This is a genomic window from Streptomyces sp. NPDC040405, assembly GCF_055595765.1.
On the sequence record NZ_JBVIVI010000013.1, the window covers coordinates 163,877 to 184,610 of the forward strand.

The following is a 20,734-nucleotide window of genomic DNA, read 5'->3' on the forward strand; positions in this document are numbered from 1 at the left end:
CGCATCCGGCGTGGTTTTCACTGGGTGGGCCGGACCGGGGGCGCCGCGGGGTGCGTCAGCCACCGTCGCTGCCCGGGGCGCGGCCCGAGCCGGTGGTGAGCAGCGTGACCAGTACGTCGGTCGCCGTGGCCAGTTGGCGGAGTTCGATGAACTCCCGGGGAGTGTGGGCTTCCGTCATGGAGCCGGGGCCGAAGACGACGGAGGGTATTCCGGCCCGGCAGATCTTGCTGGCGTCGGTGCCGTGTCCGACTCCGATGCCCGTCGGGTCGAGGCCATGCGCGGCCAGGGCACGGCCGACCTCCGCGGAGAAAGCGGCGCCGACTCCCTCGTCCTGCGCGGGGAGCGCGTAGTCGACGACGTGCGGCGGTGCCACCTCCACAAGGCCGGGGAAGCGGTTCTCCAGCTCGTCCTTCAGCTCCCGCCACACCTGCGTGGGCTCCTCGCCGCCCACGGTGCGACGGTCGATGGTGATCTCGCAGCGCTCGGGCAGGACGTTGGGTCCTGAGCCGCCGGAAATCTGCGTGGTGACCAGAGTGGGCGGGCCGACCAGCGGCCGCTGCTGTCGGGCCAGTCGAGGGGCGACCTCCTCCCGCAGATGGCGGACCACCTCGGCGACCGTCTCGACCGGGTTGACCCGCCCTTCCGGGAGGGAACTGTGCCCGCCGGGGCCGGTGGCGACGATGCGGCAGCGCATGACTCCCTTGTGTGCCACCACGAGGGCGAGGCTGGTCGGTTCGCCGACGACGGCACCGGCGCAGCGTGCGGCGGATCGCTCGCCGCCGTCGTCCGTGGTGTCCGTCCCTCCTTCCGGGCCGAGGAGGTGGGTCACGCCTCGGTAGCGGTGCTCCTCGTCGATGACACCCGCCAGCACGACCGTGCGCTCGGGCGGGCGCCCGGAGGCGGCGATACGGGCGAGCGCCGAGAGGAAGGCGGCCAGTGGCCCCTTCGCGTCGCAGGCGCCGCGCCCGTACAGGCGGCCGTCGTGGACATGCGCGGTGAAGGGGTCGAGGGCCATCCCTTCGGTCTCGACGGTATCCAGATGCGTCTCCAGCAGAAGCCACTCGTCGGTGCGGCGCCCCGGCATGGTGGCGACGACGTTGCAGCGGCCGTCGGCGACCTCGTCCAGCCGGGCGGTCATGCCCAGGCGGCGACAGTAATCCGCGACGAATTCCGCGAGCGGAGTCTCCGCCGCCACGGCCTGCTCGCGGGGGTTGACGCTGGGGATGGCGATCAGTTCGGCCAGCAATGTCTCATCGGTACTGCATTGCAAAAGATGGCGTTGCATTTGGCTGACGCTAGGAGGCAGGATCGGCATGGTCAAGAGTCGTTGCACGGGAAGCAACCGGCAGCGCGGAAGCCACGAAACGGAGAAGGGAGACCGTGCGGGGTGACGGACACAGGGGGGAACGACCCTCAGGGGACGGCGGCGCGCAACCGCTCTTCGTCGCTGCGGCGCGCGCTGACGGTGCTGGACTACATCGCTGACCACCCCGATCCGGCGGGCGTGTCCCTCAAGGACATCGCGCAGGGCCTGGGTCTGCACAAGAGCACCTTGCTGCGCCTGCTGGCCCCGCTGACCGACAACGGGCTGGTGCTGCGCGACGCGGAGCGATCCCGCTACCGGCTCGGTTCCCACGCCGCCTATCTCGGAGGCGCCTATCTGGAACGGCTGGACCTGCGGGAAGTCGCCCGGGGCGCGCTGGTGAACCTGGCCGCGCAAACCGGCCATACCGCGCGGCTGAGCATCCGCGAAGCCGACGAGATCGTCCTGGTCGACGCGGTGGAGGGCAGCGGCCCCATGCTCGTACGGCCCCGATTGGGCGCGCGTCATCCCCTGCACACCGGCACGGCCGGGTGGGCGCTGCTGGCCCGACTCGACGACGCCGAGGTGGCACGGGCCGAAAAGGCGGCGCGGCTGGCGGTGGCGAGTGATCCGGCGAACGAGGCGGCGGCCGAGGAACTGCGCGCGGCGGTCGACGCGGCAAGGCGCCACGGTTTCGCCGTCGAGGACGGAAGTGCCGGATCGGGCATGCTCAGCGTGGACGCCGCCCTCTCCAACCACGACCATGCCCCCGTCGCGGCCATCGGTCTGTCCGGCCCGGTGGCGGGCGGCGCGCGGAGCATGTCGGCCTCGTCGCTGGGCGCACTCGTCCGTGATGCCGCTCGCGAAGTATCACGCGCGCTCGGCGCCAGGGCGGGCACGGCGAGCGTCGCCGTCCCCAACGGCTCCGGCCGCTCAAGCCGCAGAAGCCCCCAACCGACCCCGCAGCACCCGGCGAAGGAGGCCACCCACGTGGACAGACGTCAGGTCATCAATACTCAAGCCGCTCCTCAGCCGGTAGCCGCCTACTCGCAGGCCATCGTGGCGGGCGGCTTTCTGCACACGTCCGGCCTGGGGCCCCACGATCCCGTCACCGGCCGCGTCGCAGGCCGAACGATCAAGGAGCAGACCGAGCAGACGATGCGCAACCTGGCCTCGGTGCTGAACGCGCATGGGCTGGACTTCTCGGACGTGGTGCGTGCGACCGTCCATCTTCAGCACCTCAACCGGGACTTCGACGACTTCAACTCCGTCTACGAACGTCACCTCACCCCGCCGTACCCGGCCCGCACCACGGTCGGCGCCGATCTGGCGAACGTCCTGCTCGAGATCGATCTGATGGCGGTCCTCCGCTGAGCCCAGGCCGGTCATCGCCGTCAGCAGCCCCGGACCGGACGGCGCCGCCGTGGGGTGCGGTCATCGGTCGCTGAGGACATCGTTCTTCCTTCCGTTAAGGCCACACACGGCGGTGTGCGCGGCACGCTCGGCCGTATCCCGCGCCTCGCGCAGCGCGTCCGGCAGACGCTCCGACGGACGCGGGCGGCGCACGCGGTGACCCTCGACGTGGCCGGACACCCCCTCCTCTGCTGGCTTAGCGGAAACGGCTCGGGTCGGCAGGGGGCTCACCTGGCAACTGGCCGGGAACTTAAGCGGGGTTCGCCGCGACTACTGGGACGGGTGACGGATGCTCGCCCGCGTGCCGAGTGAATTCGAGGAGTTGTGCGATGCGTTCTCGTGTGTGGGGCGGTACGGCGGCCGTGGTGTTGGGCGGCCTGCTGGTGGCGGGGTGCGGCGGTGGCGAGGACACGGCGGACGAGAGCGCGGGGAAGGCCGGAAACTCCGACTCCGGTGGCTACCCGGTGACGGTCACCGACTGCATGGGTGCCAAGACCACGTTCTCGGCCGCCCCGAAGAAGATCGTCACCAGCAACGCCTCCAGCCTGGAACTGCTGCTCCGTCTCGGCGTCGGCGACAAGGTGATCGGCACCGGATTCCCGCCCGGCAAGGGCACTCTGCCCGGCGCGCTCGACACGGAGGCGCAGCAGGTCAAGGTGCTCGGCCAGGCCGTCATTCCCAAGGAGAAACTGCTCGGCTCCGGCGCCGACCTGTACATCGACACCTTCGCCTCCATGGGAAGCATGGGCGGCGGAGGCATGGGCGACGCGCCGACCGAGGAGGAGTTCAAGGCGGCCGGTATCGAGCACACCTACCTGAAGTCCACCGCTTGCGCCTCCACGCGCAAGAAGCCGCTCGGCAATCTGTCCGCGGTCGAGGCCGACATCACCTCCCTCGGGGCGGTCACCGGCACGGGTGCGAAGGCGAAGAAGCTCGTCGATGGGATGAGGGCGAAGGTGGACGCCGTCCAGAAGGCGGTCGGTGGTGCGGCGGAGAGCAAGCGGCCGACGTACTTCTTCTTCGACTACGACGCGGGCACCAAGCAGCCCACCGTCGTCTGCAATCGCCAGGTCGCCCATGCCGTGATCACCTTGGCCGGGGCCCGCAACGCCTTCGCCGACTGCGACGGGGACTACAAGCAGGTCGGCTGGGAGGACGTGATCGCCAAAAACCCGGACTGGATCCAGCTCGGCGTCCGCAACCGGGGCAGCGAGGCGGCGAACGAGAAGGCGTTCGGCGAGGCGGAGAAGTGGCTCAGGTCCAACTCGGCCACCAAGGGGCTGAAGGCCGTCGAGGAAGGCCACTTCGTACGCATCGGCTCCGAGCAGACCACCATCGCCGGGGTCGAGAACGCCAACACGGTCGAGGAGATCGCCAAGACCCTCTACCCCGGCAAGGTCGGCTAGCGGTGGCTTCTACCCTGCTGGACGGCAAAGCCACGAACACCGCTCCGGGCACGCGCAGTCTGCCCGCCGGACCGGTGGCGCTCGCCCTCGGTGTGACACTGCTGGCGGCGCTGACGGCGGCCGTCGCCTGGGGATCGACATCCATCCCGCCCGGCGAGGTGTGGGGTGTGGTGGGACGGCGGTTGTCCGGAGAGGCGCCGCGCCCGGGTACGAACGACCTGATCGTGTGGCAACTACGTGTGCCACGCGCCCTGCTGGCCGCACTCGTCGGCGCCGGGCTCGGCCTCGTCGGTACGGCCGTGCAGGCCCTGGTGCGCAACCCGCTCGCCGACCCCTACCTGCTGGGCATCTCCAACGGCGCCTCCCTCGGGGCGGTGGCCGCGATCGTGCTCGGCCTCGGTGCGGGCGGGGCGCTGGGCCTGGGCCTGTCCGGCGCGGCCTTCGCCGGAGCCCTGGCCACTTTCGCGCTCGTATGGGCGGTGGCCCGGCGCGGCGGGGGCTTCGCCCCGCTGGGGCTGGTGCTGGCCGGGGTCGCGATCGGTCAGTTCCTGTCCGGCTTCACCAGCTATCTCGTGCTGCAGGCCGGGGACGAGCAGCAGACCCACAGCGTGCTGTTCTGGCTCATGGGCAGCCTCAGCGGGGCGAACTGGGAACTGCTCGCGGTACCCGCGGTGGCGGTTCCGGTGGCCCTGCTGTGGCTTCAGGCGCGGGCCCGGGGCCTGAACGCGCTGCTGATGGGCGATGAGACAGCGGCCGGACTCGGCGTCGACGTCACCCGGCTGCGCCGTGAACTGTTCACCGTGACCAGCGTGCTGACCGGCGTCCTCGTCGCGGTGTCCGGCGCGATCGCCTTCGTCGCGCTGATGGTGCCGCACGTCTGCCGCCTGGTCCTCGGCGGTGACCACCGACGGCTCCTGCCCGTCTCCGCGCTGTTCGGCGCCCTGCTGCTGGTCGTGGTCGACATCGTCTGCCGTACGGCCATGGACAACCAGGAGCTGCCGGTCGGCGTGGTCACCTCCCTCATCGGGGCCCCGGCCCTGCTGTACCTACTGGACCGGCGCCTGGGGAGCGGCAGTTGAGGATCGACATCAAGAACCTGCACGTCGCCTACGCGGGCCGTACGGTCGTGGCCGGTGCGCACCTGGTGGCGGCCGAAGGCGAGATCACGGGCCTGGTCGGCCCGAACGGAAGTGGCAAGTCCACCCTCCTGCGCACCGTCTACCGGCACCTCAAGCCCACCGCCGGGCAGGTCCTGCTGGACGGCAGAGACCTGAGTGAGGTGTCTCCGGCCCAGTCGGCCCGGCACGTGGCGGCCCTGCCCCAGGAGCGGGGGAGCGACTTCGAGCTGACCGTACGCGAGGTCGTCGCCATGGGGCGCACGCCCTACAAACGAGCCTTCGCCGGGGAGGACGCCACCGACCGGGACATCGTCGCGAAGACCCTTTCCGACGTCGGCATGGACGGACATGCCGGGCGCCGGTTCACGGCCCTGTCCGGTGGCGAGCGCCAACGTGTCCTGCTGGCAAGGGCGTTCGCCCAGGACCCGGACGTCCTGGTGCTGGACGAGCCGACCAACCACCTCGACATCCGCCACCAGGTCGAGCTGCTCACCCTGCTGCGCGCCCATCGCCGCACGACACTGGTGTCGCTGCACGACCTGAACGCGGCCGCGTCCGTGTGCGACCGGCTGCACATCCTGCACGCCGGGGCCGTCGTGGCCTCCGGCCGACCGCGCGACGTCCTCACGCCCGAGCTGATGGCCGAGGTGTTCGGCGTACGGGCGACCGTGATCGACCACCCGCTGACCGGGGATCCGCTGATCGCCTTCGACCACCGGGCCCCGGCCGACGCCGAGGCGGTCGTGGCCTCGGGGACAGGCCGACAGTGAGGGATAGAAGAGTGACACACGACGGTTCCGACTCGGCACGCCACGGTCATATATCCGTGGGGAATGACCGCTGGATGCTGGTGGCCGCGGCGGGCGTGCTGGCATTCGTGGCGATGCTCGACATGAACATCGTCAACGTGGCCCTCGCGGACATCGCCGACGGGCTGAACGTTTCCGCCGCGACCGCCCAGTGGGCGGTGCTGGGGTACCAACTGTCCCTCGTGGCCTTCCTGCTGCCTGTCGGGCGGTGGCTGGACGGCGGGGGGACGCGCTCCGTCGTGCTGGCCGCGACCGCGGGTTTCGGCCTGTTCAGCGCGCTGGCGGCCGTAGGGCCATGGGCGGCCTGGCTGATCGCCGCCCGCCTCGCCCAGGGCGCCTTCGGTGCCGTGCTGTTCGTGCTGATGCCGGTGCTCGCGATGCGTTCGGTACGGCCGGAGCTGCGGGGGCGGGCGATGAGCGTGCCCGCGACCCTGGGCCCGTTGGGGGCGGTGACGGGGCCGGCCGTGGGCGGTCTGCTGCTGGACCACTTGGGCTGGCGCTACGTCTTCCTCGTCAAGATCCCTTTCTGCCTGCTCGCGATGGCCGTGGTGTGGCGGGCGATGCCGCGGGACGGCCGTCCGCGTCCGCCCGACGGCCGGTCAATGCTGGACGCGCTGCTGGTGGCCACGGGCGTGGCGGCGCTGCTGCTGACGCTGACCCTGGCGTCGGACGATTCCGGGTGGCTGGTGCTCGTCGTCGCCGCTGTTCCGCCGCTGTGGTGGTGGTTGCGCGGTCCGGGCGGCCATCCGGTGGCGGATGTGCTGCGGGTCCCGGGACTGCTGCGGGCGCATGGGGCGGTGCTGGCACTGGCGAGCGGATTCGCCGCCATGCACTACGTCGTCGCCCTGCACCTCCAGCGTGACGACGGCGTCAGCGCCACCACGACCGGCCTGACCGTCCTGGCTTTCCCACTCGGCATGGGCGTTGCCGGACCACTCGGCGGACGCCTCGCCGACCTCCCCCGAGCTCGCGGTTCCGCTCGCGCAGGAGGGACCCCCGCCGGTGCCCGGCGGGTCGCGGTCACCGGTGCCGTGCTCACCGCGGTCGGCCTGCTCCTGCTCGTCCCGCTGGGCAGCGGCTGGTCACCGTGGGAGGTGGCCTGGCGGCTGGCACTGGCCGGAGTCGGCATGGGGCTGGGCGGCGGTCCCACGCAAGCCCTGGTCATGGGCGCCGCTCCGGCGGACCGGACCGCCACCGTCGGATCCACGGTGCAATTCGCCCGGAGCCTCGGCTTCGCCCTCGGGCCCGCCCTGGCGACCGCGGTCCGGGGTCTTGCCGGGCCCGGCGGTGGCGTACACGCCGGGCTCGCCCTGGCCGCCGTCGCCGCCTGTCTCGCCATCCCCCTGCTCGCCCTGCCCGGCCCACGGCCGGCCGCCGTGCCCGACGAAACCACCGGCGCGGCCCCCGCCGCCCGTCCCTGAACCCAGGAGCTCTCCCCATGTGCGGAATCACCGGCTGGGCGTCCTTCCATGGCGATGCCCGCACCCAGGCCCCGGTCATCGAGGCCATGACCGGCACCCTCACCCCACGCGGTCCCGACGCGGGCGGTGTCTGGCTCGGTGAGCGCGCCGCCATCGGCCACCGCCGTCTGGCCGTCATCGACCTGGCCGGAGGCGCTCAGCCGATGACCGACCGGCCGAAGGACCCGACCGTCGTGCTCAGCTACAGCGGCGAGGTCTACAACCACCACGAGTTGCGGGCCGAGCTGCGCGGCCGAGGGCATGCCTTCCGCACTCGCAGCGACACCGAGGTGGTGCTGCGCGCCTACGCCGAATGGGGCGAGGACGTGGCCGAGCACCTGGCCGGCATGTTCGCCTTCGCCATCTGGGACGAACGCGCCCAGCGGCTGGTGCTGGTGCGGGACCGCCTCGGCGTCAAGCCCCTGTACTGGGCGCGCGTCGACGGCGGATTGGCCTTCGCCTCCGAGCCCAAGGCGCTGTTCGCCCACCCGGAGATACGGCCCCGGGTGGACGCGGACGGGCTACGGGAGGAGTACAGCCTGCTGTTCAACACCGGCCCGACGGTGTGGTCCGGCGTCCGGGAGGTCGAGCCCGGCGGGCTGCTCGTCCTGGACCGCGACGGCATCAGGGAGCGCCGTTACTGGCAGCTGGAGGCAGTGCCCCACACCGACGACCGGGAAGCGACGGTGGAGCGGATCCGTGAACTGGTCGGCGCAGCGGGCCGGAGCCAGCTGGAGGCCGACGTCCCGCTGTGCGGTCTGCTCTCGGGCGGGCTCGACTCCACCGTCCTGACCGCTCTGCTCGCCGACGAACTCCGTGAGCGGGAGGGACCGCACGCCCGCATCCGCTCGTACGCCGTCGACTACAGCGACCAGGCCGAGCTTTTCACCGGAGACGTCCTGCGCACCGGCCACGACACCCCCTACGCCGCCGAGGCGGGGGCCTTCATCGGCACCGACCACAGCCTCGTCGTCCTCGACCCGCGTACCCTGCTCGATCCCGAACACCGCAAGGCCGTCGTCGTGGCCCGCGACTCGCCGATCGGCGTCGGCGACATGGACACCTCGCTGTACCTGCTCTTCGGCGAGATCCGGAAACACTCCACCGTCGCGCTGTCCGGCGAGGCCGCCGACGAGGTCTTCGGCGGCTACCCCTGGTTCCACAACCCCAAGGCCCTGGCGGCGGACACCTTCCCCTGGCTGCTGGTCACGGGGGACGAGGCGGCCATGCCCCTGAACCCGGAACTGGACCTGCGCATCGGCGAGTTCCGCGACGATACGTACCGCGGTGCGCTGGCCGCCGTACCGCACCTGGACGGCGAGACGCCCACCGAGCACCGGCAGCGCGAGATGCAGCACCTGTCCCTGACCCGCTGGCTGCGACAGCTCCTGCACCGGAAGGACCGGTTGAGCATGGCGCAGGGCCTGGAGGTGCGCGTCCCGTACTGCGACCACCGCCTCGTCGAGTACGCCTTCGCCACCCCCTGGGAGCTGAAGAGCTTCGACGGCCGGGAGAAGAGCCTGCTGCGCGCGACGGGCAGCGGACTGGCCCCCGAATCGGTGCTGTGCCGCCCCAAGAACCACTACCCGGCCACCCACCACCCCGACTACAACCGTGGCCTGCAGAACATGGCCCGCGACGCCCTGGCCACCGCACAGGTCCGTGCCCTCGCCGACGAGACCCGCGTCAAACCCTGCCTCGACACCCCGCCCGACCACCTGGAGTGGGGCCACCGCCTTCGCCTGGAACGGGTCGTCGACCTCGCCCTGTGGCTGGACCACTACCAGCCCGAACTCGCCCTCTGAGGAGGCATCGCATGACCCTTCAGGAACCTCTCCCGGATGTCGGAGCCGTCGGACCGAAGGCCCGGCCGGACTCCGTTCCCGACCCGGTCCCGCTCATGGGCTGTCCCTACAAGAGCGACCCCTACCCCCTGTACGAGCGGATGCGCGAAGCCGGTCCCGTCCACCGCGTGCTCTTCCCCAGCGGCGTGCACGCCTGGCTGGTCACCGGCTACGACGCCGCCCACTCCGCGCTGAACGACGACCGCCTGGGCAAGCACCACGACCGGGGCAACGACCGCTGGCGTGCCCGAGCCTCGATCATGCCGGAGCCGCAGCACTCCCAGCTCCAGGTCCACCTCCTCCATCAGGACCCGCCGAAACACACCCGCATGCGGAGCTTCGTCACCGACGCCTTCACCCCGCGCCGCGTCGAACAGCTCCGCCCCCGTTTCGGGGAACTGGCCGACGCGCTCATCGACGCCCTGCCCGAGACCGGTCCCGCCGACCTCGTCACCGGCTTCGCGGCCCACTTCCCGTTCCAGGTCCTCGCCGAAGCCATCGGCCTCCCACCGGAGCTGGCGGCCCGCTTCGACCGCGACTGGGGCAAGGTCGTGCAGCCGGTCGGCCCCACCGACCCCGGACGGCCGGTGTACGAGGCTCGCCTGCACGGCCTGCAGGGCTACATCGCCGACGTCGTCGCCCACCAGCGACAACACGGGGACGACGACCTGCTCAGCCGTCTGGTGGCCGCACACGACCGCCGCGAACTGTCGCGGGAAGAGCTGGACTCCATGATCTTCCAGCTCCTCGTGGCGGGCCAGGAACCGGTCACCAACCAGATCACCACCGCTCTGATCGCCCTGTTCCGCCACCCGGGACAGCTGGCCCGGCTGCGCGCGGACCCCGCGCTCCTGCCGCGCGCCGTCGAGGAACTCCTCCGCTACGACAGCGCCTTCGAACTCACCACCTGGCGCTTCCTCGCCGAGGACGACGACCTCCACGGCACGCGCGTCCCGGCCGGCGACTCGGTGATCGTCTCCCTGTGCGCCGCCAACCGCGACCCCCGGCGCTTTCCCGACCCCGACACCCTCGATCTGGACCGAAGCCCCAATCCCCACCTCGCCTTCGGCCACGGCATCCACTTCTGCCCCGGTGCCGCCCTCGCCCGCGCCGGACTCCAGATCGCCCTGGGCGCTCTTCTCGCCCGTCTGCCAGGACTGCACCTGGCCCTCGCGGACGAGGACATCGAATGGATCCCCGCGGTCCTCGGCCGGGGCACCAACCACCTCCCCGTCGGCTACGACCGACGCCTCTGACACCGGCTTCCGGCTGACGAACGCCGCTCACAGGCGGCGCCTGGCTCTCCCTCGCCATGACGCCATGTCGCCATGCCCCCGTACCTCAGGAGAACGACATGTCATCGACGACCATGCCGACCACCGCCCCCGCCACCGACATCAGCACGGCGGTCCTCAACCTGCTCCTGCCCCATCACCGCACGACCGACCGGGCCCCCACCGCCGCGGAGATGTTCCCTCACCAGATGCGACGCATCGCCGAACATGTGCGTGAGGGCAATCCCGTCGTCTTCACCCTGCCTGGCTTCCCCTGCAAGTCCCCCAACCCGTCCAAGGTTCTCGGCCACCTCCCCGACCAGGGGGAACGTCTCTCCCTCACCTTCCTGAACACCTTGTGTACCGAGATCGAACGGATCTACCCGCCCGGTGCCCGCCTGATCATCTGCTCCGACGGCCACGTGTTCGGCGACCTCATCCACGTCCTCGACGAGCACATCGATGCCTACGCCGACGAACTACGCGTCGTCATAGAGCAACGGAGCCTCAGCAGACTGTCCGTCTTCGACCTGCGCGACGTCCTCGGCGACCTCCCGTACGACACGAAACGCGCTCATGTCCACGCGCGCCATGCCCCCACGCTGGAGGCCCTGCGCGCCGAGATCCGCGCCGACGACCACGCACTCGCCCTCTACCGGGGCGTCACCCGCTTCCTCTTCGAGGACACCGCCGACCACGCGGGCACCCGCTCCGCCCTGCAACGCGACTGCCGCGACCGCGCGTACGGAGTCATCCAGCGCAGCCGCGCCTGGGGCGACCTGATCGCCCGGCACCACCCCCGCGCCGTCCGCCTGTCCATCCACCCCCAGCCCATCGGCGCCCCCAAATTCGGCATCCGCCTCCTCGACGCCCCCGACGCCTGGACCACCCCCTGGCACTCGGCGGCCCTGCACCGTACCGACGGCACCTGGACCCTCATGCCCCGGAACGAGGCCGCCCGACTGGGCCGCCTGATCCAGCAGGGCGGCAGGCCCAGTCACTTCGAGCAGAGCTGATCGACCGGAGGAGCGCACCTCAGGGCTGGGCTCAGCCGTCGTAGGTGTAGAAGCCGCGCCCGCTCTTGCGGCCGAGGTGGCCGGCCGTGACCATGCGGCGCAGCAAGCTGGGGGGCGCGTACAGGGGTTCCTTGAACTCCGTGTACATCGATTCCGCGATGGCCTGGGCGGTGTCGAGGCCGATGAGGTCGAGCAGACGGAGCGGGCCCATGGGATGGGCGCAGCCGAGTTCCATGCCCTGGTCGATGTCATCGGGACGGGCGGCGCCGGATTCCACCATACGGACCGCGCTGAGCAGGTAGGGCACGAGCAGCGCGTTGACGACGAAGCCGGAGCGGTCGACTGCCTGGATGGCCTGTTTGCCCAGCCGCTCGGCGAAGTCGCGGGTGCGCCGCACGGTCTCCTGACTGGTGGTGAGGGCAGGGATGATCTCGACGAGACGCTGCACGGGGACGGGGTTGAAGAAGTGCATGCCGATGACCTGACCGGGGCGCTCGGTGGCGACGGCGAGGTCGACGATGGGGATGGAGGAGGTGTTGGTCGCCAGGACGGCGGCCGAGTCCTCGACCGCCTTGTCCAGGGCGCGCAGAACCTGGGTCTTGATGTCGTGGTTCTCGGCCACGGCCTCGACGACGAACTGACGGTCCGCCATATCGTTCAGGTCGTGGGTGAAGGAGAGCCCGGCCAGGGCTTGGTCCCGCTGCTCCTCGGTGATCTTGCCGCGCTTCACACCGCGGTCGAGGGAGGCGGTGATGCGGCGGCGGCCGGCCTCGATGGCGCCGGACGTGGCTTCGGCCACGCGGACGTCGAGGCCGCTGCGGGCGGCGACTTCGGCGATGCCGGAGCCCATGAGGCCGCAGCCCACGACACCGAGACGGGTAAGGGGGTCCATCTGAGGTCCTCTCCGAAGGGGATGTGGCGTGACTGCCGCTGGTGGGGTCAGACGTTGCGGCGGTACTGGCCGCCGACCTCGAAGAAGGCGTCGGTGATCTGCTGCAGGGAGCAGACTCGGGCAGCGTCCATGAGGACGGCGAAGACGTTGCGGTCATTCACTGCCGCGTCCTTGAGGGCGGCCAGGGCGGCATGGGCCGTCTCGTGGTGGCGGGCCTGGAAGTCCCGTACTCGCCTCAGCTGGGATTCCTTCTCCTCCTCGGTGGCGCGCGCCAGTTCGATGGCATCGGGCTCGGCGGTGTCCGCGTGCGGGGCGCGGAAGGTGTTGACGCCGATGATGGGCAGGGTGCCGTCGTGCTTGCGCTGCTCGTAGAGCATGGACTCGTCCTGGATACGGCCGCGCTGGTAGCCGGTCTCCATGGCGCCGAGCACGCCGCCGCGCTCGCTGATGCGCTCGAACTCCGTCAGTACGGCCTCCTCCACCAGGTCGGTGAGTTCGTCGATGATGAACGACCCCTGCAGGGGGTTCTCGTTCATCGCCAGGCCCCACTCCCGGTTGATGATCAGCTGGATGGCCAGAGCCCGGCGGACCGAGTCCTCGGTGGGGGTGGTGACGGCCTCGTCGTAGGCGTTGGTGTGCAGGCTGTTGCAGTTGTCGTAGATCGCGATGAGCGCTTGCAGGGTGGTGCGGATGTCGTTGAAGTCCATCTCCTGGGCGTGCAGGGAGCGTCCGGAGGTCTGGACGTGGTACTTCAGCTTCTGGCTGCGGTCGTTCGCGCCGTACTTCTCCTTCATCGCCACGGCCCAGACGCGGCGGGCGACCCGGCCGAGGACGGAGTACTCGGGGTCCATGCCGTTGGAGAAGAAGAACGACAGGTTGGGGGAGAAGCTGTCGATGTGCATCCCCCGGGCGAGGTAGGACTCGACGTAGGTGAAGCCGTTGGCCAGGGTGAAGGCGAGCTGGCTGATGGGGTTCGCACCGGCTTCGGCGATGTGATAGCCGGAGATGGACACCGAGTAGAAGTTGCGGACGTTGTTCGCGATGAACCACTCCTGGATGTCGGCCATCATCCGCAGGGAGAACTCGGTGGAGAACAGGCAGGTGTTCTGGCCCTGGTCCTCCTTGAGGATGTCGGCCTGCACGGTGCCCCGGACGTTCGCCAGCGCCCTGGCGCGCAGTTCGGCCGTCTCCTCGGGCGAGGGGTCGCGGCCCTCGTCGGCGCGGAACCGCTCGATCTGCTGGTCGACGGCGGTGTTGAGGAAGAACGCGAGGATCGTCGGCGCGGGTCCGTTGATCGTCATGGAGACCGAGGTAGTGGGGTCGACCAGGTCAAAGCCTTGGTAGAGGGTCTTCATGTCGTCGAGGGTGGCGACGGAGACGCCGGATGTGCCGACCTTGCCGTAGTTGTCGGGGCGTTCGTCCGGGTCACGGCCGTAGAGAGTGACGGAGTCGAAGGCGGTGGACAGCCGGGTGGCCGGCTGGCCCTCGGACAGCAGCTTGAAGCGCCGGTTGGTGCGGAACGGGTCGCCCTCTCCGGCGAACATCCGCGCCGGGTCCTCGCTGTCGCGCCTGAAGGGGAACACCCCGGCGGTGAACGGGAAGTGGCCGGGCAGGTTCTCCCCGCGCCAGAACCGCACCAGCTCTCCATGGTCGGTGAAGCGGGGCAGGGCGACCCGGGGGATCTTGTTGCCGGACAGGGACTCGCGGGTGAGTTTGGTACGGATCTCCCTGTCACGTACCTTCACCACCTGCTCGTCGCCGGAGTAGGAGGCCACCACGGCGGGCCAGTTCTCGATCTGTTCCGTGACGTCGTGCGGGAGTTTCCCGCGGGCGTCCGCGAGCAGCGACCGCACGTTCCCGGCGTCGAAGCCCGCCTCGACGAGGTCGGCCATGACCGCCTCCAGGCTCTGCACGCGCCTTGCCGCTTCGGCCAGGTCCCCGGTCGCGGTGTGGTAGGCGCGGACCGTCTCGCTGATCTCGGCGAGGTAGCGCGCCCGCTCCGCGGGAACCACCTGCCGGATGTGGGAAGAGTGCCGCACGTCGACCGGCGCCAGCGTGCCCTCGGACAGCGGCAGTCCCTTCTCGGCCAGGACGCCCTTCAGGTGCTGGTAGAGCGCGGTGACACCGTCGTCGTTGAACGTGGCCGCCGACGAGCCGTATACCGGCATGTCCTCGGGCCGCATGGTGAACGCCTCGCGGTTGCGGACCAGTTGGCGAGCCACGTCGCGCAGTGCGTCCTTGGCGCCGCGCCGCTCGAACTTGTTGATCGACACGACGTCGGCGAAGTCGAGCATGTCGATCTTCTCCAGCTGCGAGGCGGCGCCGAACTCCGGCGTCATCACATACAGCGAGGCGTCGACGAACGGCACGATCGCCGCGTCGCCCTGGCCGATGCCCGGTGTCTCCACGATCACCAGGTCGAAACCGGCGGCCTTCACCACACCGATCACGTCCTCGAGGTGCTCCGGCAGCTCACGGCTGCCGCGGGTGGCCAGGCTCCGGAAGAAGATCCGGTTGCCGTCCAGGGAATTCATCCGGATCCGGTCGCCGAGCAGCGCACCGCCACCACGACGGCGGGTCGGGTCGACCGCGATCAGCGCGATCCGTAGCTTGTCCTGCTGGTCGACGCGGAACCGGCGCACCAGCTCGTCGGTGAGCGACGATTTGCCCGAGCCGCCGGTTCCGGTGATACCGAGCACCGGCGTGACCCGTGCCGCCGCGGCGGCACGCAGCTGTCCGAGGGAGTCGGCGGGCAGCTTGCCGAGCTCGGCGCCGGTGATGGCGCGGGAGATCGCGAACCGGTCGCCGGCGAGTACGGCGGTGACATCGGCAGGCTTGTCGTCCCAGAGGTTGAAGTCGCAGTCCCGTATCACGGAGTTGATCATCCCGGCGAGGCCCATCCGCTGCCCGTCCTCCGGGGTGAAGATGGTCACTCCGCTGCCGCGCAGCCGGTCGATCTCTTCGGGCACGATGACGCCGCCACCGCCGCCCACCACATGGACGTGCTCGGCTCCCTGCGCGCGCAGCGACTCCACCAGGTACTCGAAGTACTCCACGTGACCGCCCTGGTAGGACGAGACCGCGACACCGTGCGCGTCCTCCTCCAGCGCCGCGTCCACGACCTCCCGCACCGACCGGTTGTGACCGAGATGGATGACCTCCGCGCCCTGGGACTGGAAGATTCGGCGCATGATGTTGATCGACGCATCGTGTCCATCGAAGAGAGCGGAGGCGGTGACCAGTCGAACCGGGTGCACGGGGCGATGCAGATCGGGCATGGGGGAGCCTTCCCGGACGGAGCAGTGGAGCGGTGACACCCGAGATACTAGGACGTCCTATTAAATCGCAGAAGGTGATCGCTGTGTGATGTATCCCGCCTCCGATGATGTTCTGATGACGACGACACGTGGCGTGGTGCGCGTGCCGGTCACTCCTCACAGGTGGGTGAGGCGCACCGGAGTCACAGGTCAGCCGATGTCCGGCCGCACGGTCCGGACTGCCTCGAGGGGCTCTGGTCCGCGGCGACGGCCAGCGTCACCCCGGACTCCCGCAGCTCCACCTGGAAGCCGGAATCACCGCTCGTGTCAGGTTTGTCCTCGGTAGCGGTGAACCGCTCCAGGTGAAGCCGGTCGGCGAGTCCGGCCAAGGTCACGCGCGTAGCCAGCCTCGGCGGTGGTGTGATCGGCCGGAGCTGGACCGCGCTCTTCCTGGTCGCGGGCAAGGCCGTCGCCGTCTTCGATCCGGACCCGCTCGCCGAGACCAGGGTGCGACAGGCGGTCGAGACCACTTGGCCGGTTCTGACCACGTTGATCGTTCAATACCTCTGCTGGCGATCGTCGGAGGTCGTGCCGTGTCTGACGTGGGTCAGCGACCCCTCTGACCAGGCATAATAGTTGCCGCATGTACGCCGGTTCACCTACGTCGAAAGTCTGGCGAAGCCCCCCGCCATGCCGCCCCTGAGGTTGAACACTCGTTCAATGTGTGCTCGAACCAGGTTCGTCCTGTGACTGTCGGCCAAGCGCGCGGGGTCTGCATGGGGTGGTCCATGCGTGGTCTGGTCCAGTAGCGACTAGTCTCGTGCGGGCGAGCGACACGACCGCGGAGCATGAGAAGAAGGCCGACCGGGAGGAGCAGATCCTGGACGCCGTTCTCACCCTTTTGTCGCGGCAGGGAATCTCGGGCGTCAGCATGCGTGCGGTGTCGCGGCAAGCCGGTGTCTCCCTGGGGCTGGTCAACTACTACTACGGCGACAAGGACACGCTCATCTGCGCGGCCTTGCGCCGTATTGAGAGACAGGACATGGCCATGGTCGCCTCGGATCCTGCCAAAAGCCCGGAGGAGAACCTCCGAGCGGTCCTCCACCGTGTTGCCCGCGCCGAATTCCTGACGACGGAGTATCTCTCCCTGCGCCTGCAACTGTGGTCGCTCGCCCAGGTCCACCCGGTGTTCGGAGAGATCAACACAGCGGCCCAGAAGCGCTATCGAAAGGCCCTGGCACATGTGATCCGTACCGCCCGGCCGGAATTGTCCAGGGCCGAGGCGAACAAGCGGGCCGCAGACATCGACATCGTCCAGAACGGCATGTGGCTCACCGCCCTACTCGGCCTCGACCGCGCTTCGATCCGCCGAAGCGTCACCCGATGCGAAGAAATCGCCTTCCAATGATGAGCGAGTCCACCGCCCCGGAACCCGCCCTGTGGTCCGTGGGTTCCGGTGGGTGAGTGACCGGCGAGGCGGTCGCCCAGGCCCTGGCGGGCGACGCCGACATCACGCGGCCCTGGGGCCGCAGGGGGAGCTGACGGATGAGACAGAGCCGGATACCCGCCGAATTCCTCGGTGGCTACGAGCGGATGCTCACCGACGTATCCGCGACCGGCCGGCTGCTGCGCCGACCCGAGCTGGACGAGCTGCGCGAGCTGGGGGAGCGGGCGGCCGAGGCCGGATACGCACTCCGGCAACTGATCACGCTGTACCTGGGCGAGACCCGCAGGCTGTGGGGTTCGCTGCCCGGTGCGGTCAGGGCGCCGGACGCGGCGGTGGCGGCCCGCACGGCCGACGCGTTGCTCGGCGCCGTGGACACCGCCGTCGCCGCCCTCGGCGAGGGGCATGAGCGGGCACAGCGCCTGGCGGTGCGGCAGGAGGAGGCGGTGCGCCGGGAGTTCGTCGACGACCTGCTGTACGGGCGCTCCGACCTGGGGCGGCTGGCCGAGCGGGCGGAGCGGTTCGGACTGCGGCTGGCGCGCAGTCACGCGGTGGCCGTCGCCGAGGGGGAGGAGCCGTATGACGTCGTGCATCCGGTCGTGCGGCGCGTCGAGCGGGAAGTGATCACCCGGTTCGGTGAACACGATGTGCTGCTGACCACGAAGGACGGGCGACTGGTGTGCGTCGCGGCCGGCGGTGAGCGTGAGCGCGCCATCCTGGATGCCTTCGTGAGCCGGGTGCAGAGTCCCGGCAGCGGGCAAGCGGGGGCGCGGCGGGTGGCTGTCGGCCGTGAACACCCCGGGGCGGGTGGGGTGGTGCGCAGCTACGAGGAGGCCCTGAGTGCTCTGGAGCTCGCCGACCGTCTGGAGCTGCCCGGCCCTGTTCTGCGCGCCGCCGACCTCTTGGTGTTTCCGGTGCTCCTGCGGGACCGCGCCGCCATGTCCGACCTGGTGCGCACGGTGCTCGGTCCGCTCACACGGGCCCGGGGCGGGGCCGGGCCGCTTCTGGAGACGCTCACCGCGTGCGCGGCGGCGGGGTATGTCAACGCCGAGGCGGCCCGGCGGCTGAACATCGGCGTCCGTACGCTCTCCTACCGGCTGGCGCGCATCAAGGACCTGACCGGCTACGACCCGGGCGATGCGCTGCAGCGCTTCACCCTGGAGACGGCGGCCATGGGGGCCCGGCTGCTGGGGTGGCCGGGAAGCCCGTTGTAGGTGCCGCCGGGCCCGTTCGGTTCCGGCGTTTCCAGGCCGTCAGCAACGCGTAAAGATTGCCGGGTTCCGGCAATGCGCGGCTCGGAGCCGCAGTGCCACGATGAGCCCGCACCGAGACGGGGAATCGGGGGAGGCGCGGTGGCTGAGTTGTTGCGAATCGCGCCTGGGCTGCTCGCCGTCCTGTTCGGCGTCGCGCTCCTCGTCGTTGCCGGATACCGGCTGGTGCGGCACACAGACGGCGTCGGCGGCGGGACTCCCGGGGGAAAAGGAGTCCGCGCCGGCACTGTCGGCACTCCACTCACCGCCATGGCCGTGACGGGGATCACGCTGGCCTGGGTCGTCGCGCTCGCCGGGGAGGCGCTGTCCGACCGGCACTGGCTGCGCGTCGCCGTACTGCCGGCCGTGGCGGGGGCGGGCTGGGCGGGGGTCAGGCTCCAGCGGCGGCTGAACCACCGCCTCCAGCCCGCCGGGCCCGTCCGCGCACAGGTCGTGGGCCGTCCCTGCGTCATCCGCACGCCGCGGGTGAGTGCCGACTCCGGGCGGGCGGACGTGGCCCTTGAGGACGGTTCGACCGTCACCGTCGAGGTACGGACACACGACACCGGCCTGGTCCGGGGCAGCCATGCCCTCGTCGTCGGTCACGACGCCGAGGGCGCCTTCTTCCGGGCCGTCGCTCTCGGACCGCCTTCCCGCGGTGCGGGGCCCCCGCGGGAACACCCGCGGACCGGCGCCGCTCGGACGAACACACGACCAACGGGGGATCATGACGGAGCACCTGGGCCCACTGGAACTGGTCGGGGACCGCTGGATCATCGGCGACCCGAAGCGGGAGGGCGGCTCGTGCCTGGTCCTCACCCCCGAGGGTATGGAGCACCACGAGCCCCGAGCGCCGGAACCACCCCTCACCATCCCGTGGTCAAAGTTCATGGAGCTGCGTATCCGAGCCACCTATAAGGCATGGCACGCCACCCGCACCATGGGCGTGCTCGGCGGCAGCCACCACATGGATACCGGCCCCAGCGGCTGCTCAGTGGGCGAACTCCTACGCCATCCGTACGAACCCTGGTCGGTGAACTACACCCACCACGAGCGCCCGTACACAGGCAACCACGTCTACCTCGTGAAAGCCCTGTTCCGGAGGACATCCGAAGCGAGGGCCCTGCACCGCCTGGGGGACCCGGAGTGGTTGCATCCACGCCGTGTGGGCGGACCCGCCGCAGCGACCCATCGGTGGGAGCGGGGCGACCGGAGCGGGGACGCGAAGAGGTGATCGAGGTCAGAGGGTGATGGTGCCGCGGATGCAGCCGGTGGCGGCGCCGCCGACCCAGACGGTGCCGTCCGGATCGGCGGTGATCTCGATCGTTCCGGCCCGGCCCAGGCGCGCGCCCTGGGAGACCCGGTAGGCGGGGCCCGCGGTGCCGGTGGAGGTGAACCATTGGCCGACCGCGGCGTTCATGCTGCCGCATACGGGGTCCTCGGGCACCCCGGTCCGGGGCGCGAAGGTACGCATCTCGAAGTCGTGCTCGGACCCCTCGGGGTACGCGCCGACCGCCCCGACCATCGCGTTCGGGATGAGGGAAAGGTCGGGTTCGAGAGCGAGGACCTCTTCGGCCGTGGCCAGCTGGACCACCGCCCAGCCGGGGCCGTTGTCGGCCCACTGGTGGGCGACGACGCGATCACGCTCGATGCCGAACGCGGCGACGATCTGGTGCAGATACGCTTCGTCGATCGCGCCGTCGCGGATCCGTGGCGGCGCGGCGAAGGACAGCATGCCCTCGTCGCCCGGGCGCAGGCTGACCAGACCGGCGGCGCACTCCTGCACGATGCGGTCGGCGTGCCGCGGTGTGCCGCCGTTGTCCAGCCACGCGCGGGCGGAGCCGAGGGTGGGGTGCCCGGCGAAGGGCAGTTCGCTGCCGGGGGTGAAGATGCGCAGCCGGTAGTCCGCCTCCGGGGTGGTCGGGGGCAGGACGAAGGTGGTCTCGGACAGGTTCGTCCAGCGCGCCAGGCCCTGCATCTGCTCGTCGGTCAGGTCGGCCCCGTCGAGGACGACGGCAACCGGGTTGCCGAGGCAGGGGCTTGTGGAGAACACGTCGACCTGTGCGAACGCGCGTGCGCGCGGCGTAGTCATCGAGGACCTTTCGGTAGCGGTTGCAGCGGGTCTCGTACGCCCCGTACGTCGGCGTACGCATGCCTATCCCACTGGGTGCCGGTCCGTCGGGCCAGAGCCACTCACGACAAAGTGGACTGATCTTGACCCAGATCCAGTTGCACCCTGCTCGCCGTG

The 20,734-nt window shown here is 70.4% G+C and carries 16 protein-coding genes and 1 pseudogene; 12 read left to right on the forward strand and 5 right to left on the reverse strand.

The genetic code is table 11. The annotated features are described in order from the left end of the window. Positions 1 to 55: 55 nt before the first annotated feature. Positions 56 to 1,285, reverse strand: coding sequence for a M20 family metallopeptidase (locus ACZ59A_RS37665; RefSeq protein WP_470968407.1), 1,230 nt, complete (start codon positions 1,283 to 1,285; stop codon positions 56 to 58). A 102-nt stretch (positions 1,286 to 1,387) separates the two neighbouring features. On the opposite strand from ACZ59A_RS37665, the gene ACZ59A_RS37670 reads away from it, so the two are divergent. The 8 genes from ACZ59A_RS37670 to ACZ59A_RS37705 all read left to right on the forward strand — a co-directional run bounded on the left by ACZ59A_RS37670 (position 1,388) and on the right by ACZ59A_RS37705 (position 11,643). Next, positions 1,388 to 2,677, forward strand: a complete 1,290-nt coding sequence (locus tag ACZ59A_RS37670; protein WP_470968409.1) for a Rid family hydrolase — start codon at positions 1,388 to 1,390, stop codon at positions 2,675 to 2,677. A gap of 368 nt (positions 2,678 to 3,045) precedes the next feature. Further along, positions 3,046 to 4,122: an ABC transporter substrate-binding protein gene (locus ACZ59A_RS37675; RefSeq protein WP_470968412.1), complete on the forward strand. Its 1,077-nt coding sequence runs from the start codon at positions 3,046 to 3,048 to the stop codon at positions 4,120 to 4,122. Between the two features lie 2 nt (positions 4,123 to 4,124). Then, positions 4,125 to 5,201: a FecCD family ABC transporter permease gene (locus ACZ59A_RS37680; RefSeq protein ID WP_470968415.1), complete on the forward strand. Its 1,077-nt coding sequence runs from the start codon at positions 4,125 to 4,127 to the stop codon at positions 5,199 to 5,201. Further along, on the forward strand, positions 5,198 to 6,010 hold the full coding sequence (locus ACZ59A_RS37685) for an ABC transporter ATP-binding protein (RefSeq protein ID WP_470968417.1): 813 nt from the start codon (positions 5,198 to 5,200) through the stop codon (positions 6,008 to 6,010). Before ACZ59A_RS37680 ends, ACZ59A_RS37685 begins: the two co-directional genes overlap by 4 nt. 56 nt (positions 6,011 to 6,066) lie before the next feature. Continuing rightward, positions 6,067 to 7,470 (forward strand): MFS transporter, encoded by a 1,404-nt coding sequence (locus ACZ59A_RS37690; RefSeq protein WP_470968420.1) that lies wholly within the window; start codon positions 6,067 to 6,069, stop codon positions 7,468 to 7,470. A gap of 17 nt (positions 7,471 to 7,487) precedes the next feature. Beyond that, a complete protein-coding gene (asnB, locus tag ACZ59A_RS37695; RefSeq protein ID WP_470968423.1) occupies positions 7,488 to 9,314 on the forward strand; it encodes an asparagine synthase (glutamine-hydrolyzing) in 1,827 nt (608 codons plus the stop codon). Between the two features lie 11 nt (positions 9,315 to 9,325). After that, the gene (locus ACZ59A_RS37700) at positions 9,326 to 10,609 is read left to right on the forward strand and encodes a cytochrome P450 family protein (protein WP_470968426.1); all 1,284 of its coding nucleotides are present in this window, start codon (positions 9,326 to 9,328) and stop codon (positions 10,607 to 10,609) included. A gap of 98 nt (positions 10,610 to 10,707) precedes the next feature. Next, on the forward strand, positions 10,708 to 11,643 hold the full coding sequence (locus tag ACZ59A_RS37705; RefSeq protein ID WP_470968429.1) for an L-tyrosine/L-tryptophan isonitrile synthase family protein: 936 nt from the start codon (positions 10,708 to 10,710) through the stop codon (positions 11,641 to 11,643). A 31-nt stretch (positions 11,644 to 11,674) separates the two neighbouring features. Here the strand turns inward: ACZ59A_RS37705 and ACZ59A_RS37710 are convergent, their stop codons facing one another. The 3 genes from ACZ59A_RS37710 to ACZ59A_RS37720 form a co-directional block, all read right to left on the reverse strand. Continuing rightward, the gene (locus ACZ59A_RS37710) at positions 11,675 to 12,535 is read right to left on the reverse strand and encodes a 3-hydroxybutyryl-CoA dehydrogenase (protein ID WP_470968431.1); all 861 of its coding nucleotides are present in this window, start codon (positions 12,533 to 12,535) and stop codon (positions 11,675 to 11,677) included. Between the two features lie 47 nt (positions 12,536 to 12,582). Then, positions 12,583 to 15,813, reverse strand: coding sequence for a fused isobutyryl-CoA mutase/GTPase IcmF (gene icmF / locus ACZ59A_RS37715; protein WP_470968434.1), 3,231 nt, complete (start codon positions 15,811 to 15,813; stop codon positions 12,583 to 12,585). 182 nt (positions 15,814 to 15,995) lie between these two features. Further along, positions 15,996 to 16,187, reverse strand: a complete 192-nt coding sequence (locus ACZ59A_RS37720) for a hypothetical protein (RefSeq protein ID WP_470968437.1) — start codon at positions 16,185 to 16,187, stop codon at positions 15,996 to 15,998. A 16-nt stretch (positions 16,188 to 16,203) separates the two neighbouring features. On the opposite strand from ACZ59A_RS37720, the pseudogene ACZ59A_RS37725 reads away from it, so the two are divergent. From ACZ59A_RS37725 to ACZ59A_RS37740, 4 genes and pseudogenes are all read left to right on the forward strand, one after another. Then, positions 16,204 to 16,425, forward strand: a pseudogene (locus ACZ59A_RS37725) (hypothetical protein); the annotation flags it as partial. Between the two features lie 187 nt (positions 16,426 to 16,612). Then, on the forward strand, positions 16,613 to 17,200 hold the full coding sequence (locus tag ACZ59A_RS37730; RefSeq protein WP_470968440.1) for a TetR/AcrR family transcriptional regulator: 588 nt from the start codon (positions 16,613 to 16,615) through the stop codon (positions 17,198 to 17,200). A 137-nt stretch (positions 17,201 to 17,337) separates the two neighbouring features. Next, the gene (locus ACZ59A_RS37735) at positions 17,338 to 18,450 is read left to right on the forward strand and encodes a PucR family transcriptional regulator (protein WP_470968442.1); all 1,113 of its coding nucleotides are present in this window, start codon (positions 17,338 to 17,340) and stop codon (positions 18,448 to 18,450) included. Between the two features lie 763 nt (positions 18,451 to 19,213). Continuing rightward, positions 19,214 to 19,720, forward strand: coding sequence for a hypothetical protein (locus ACZ59A_RS37740; RefSeq protein ID WP_470968445.1), 507 nt, complete (start codon positions 19,214 to 19,216; stop codon positions 19,718 to 19,720). 6 nt (positions 19,721 to 19,726) lie between these two features. Here the strand turns inward: ACZ59A_RS37740 and ACZ59A_RS37745 are convergent, their stop codons facing one another. Continuing rightward, entirely contained in the window at positions 19,727 to 20,578 is an 852-nt protein-coding gene (locus tag ACZ59A_RS37745; RefSeq protein WP_470968448.1) for a PhzF family phenazine biosynthesis protein, read from the reverse strand. Positions 20,579 to 20,734: the final 156 nt, after the last annotated feature.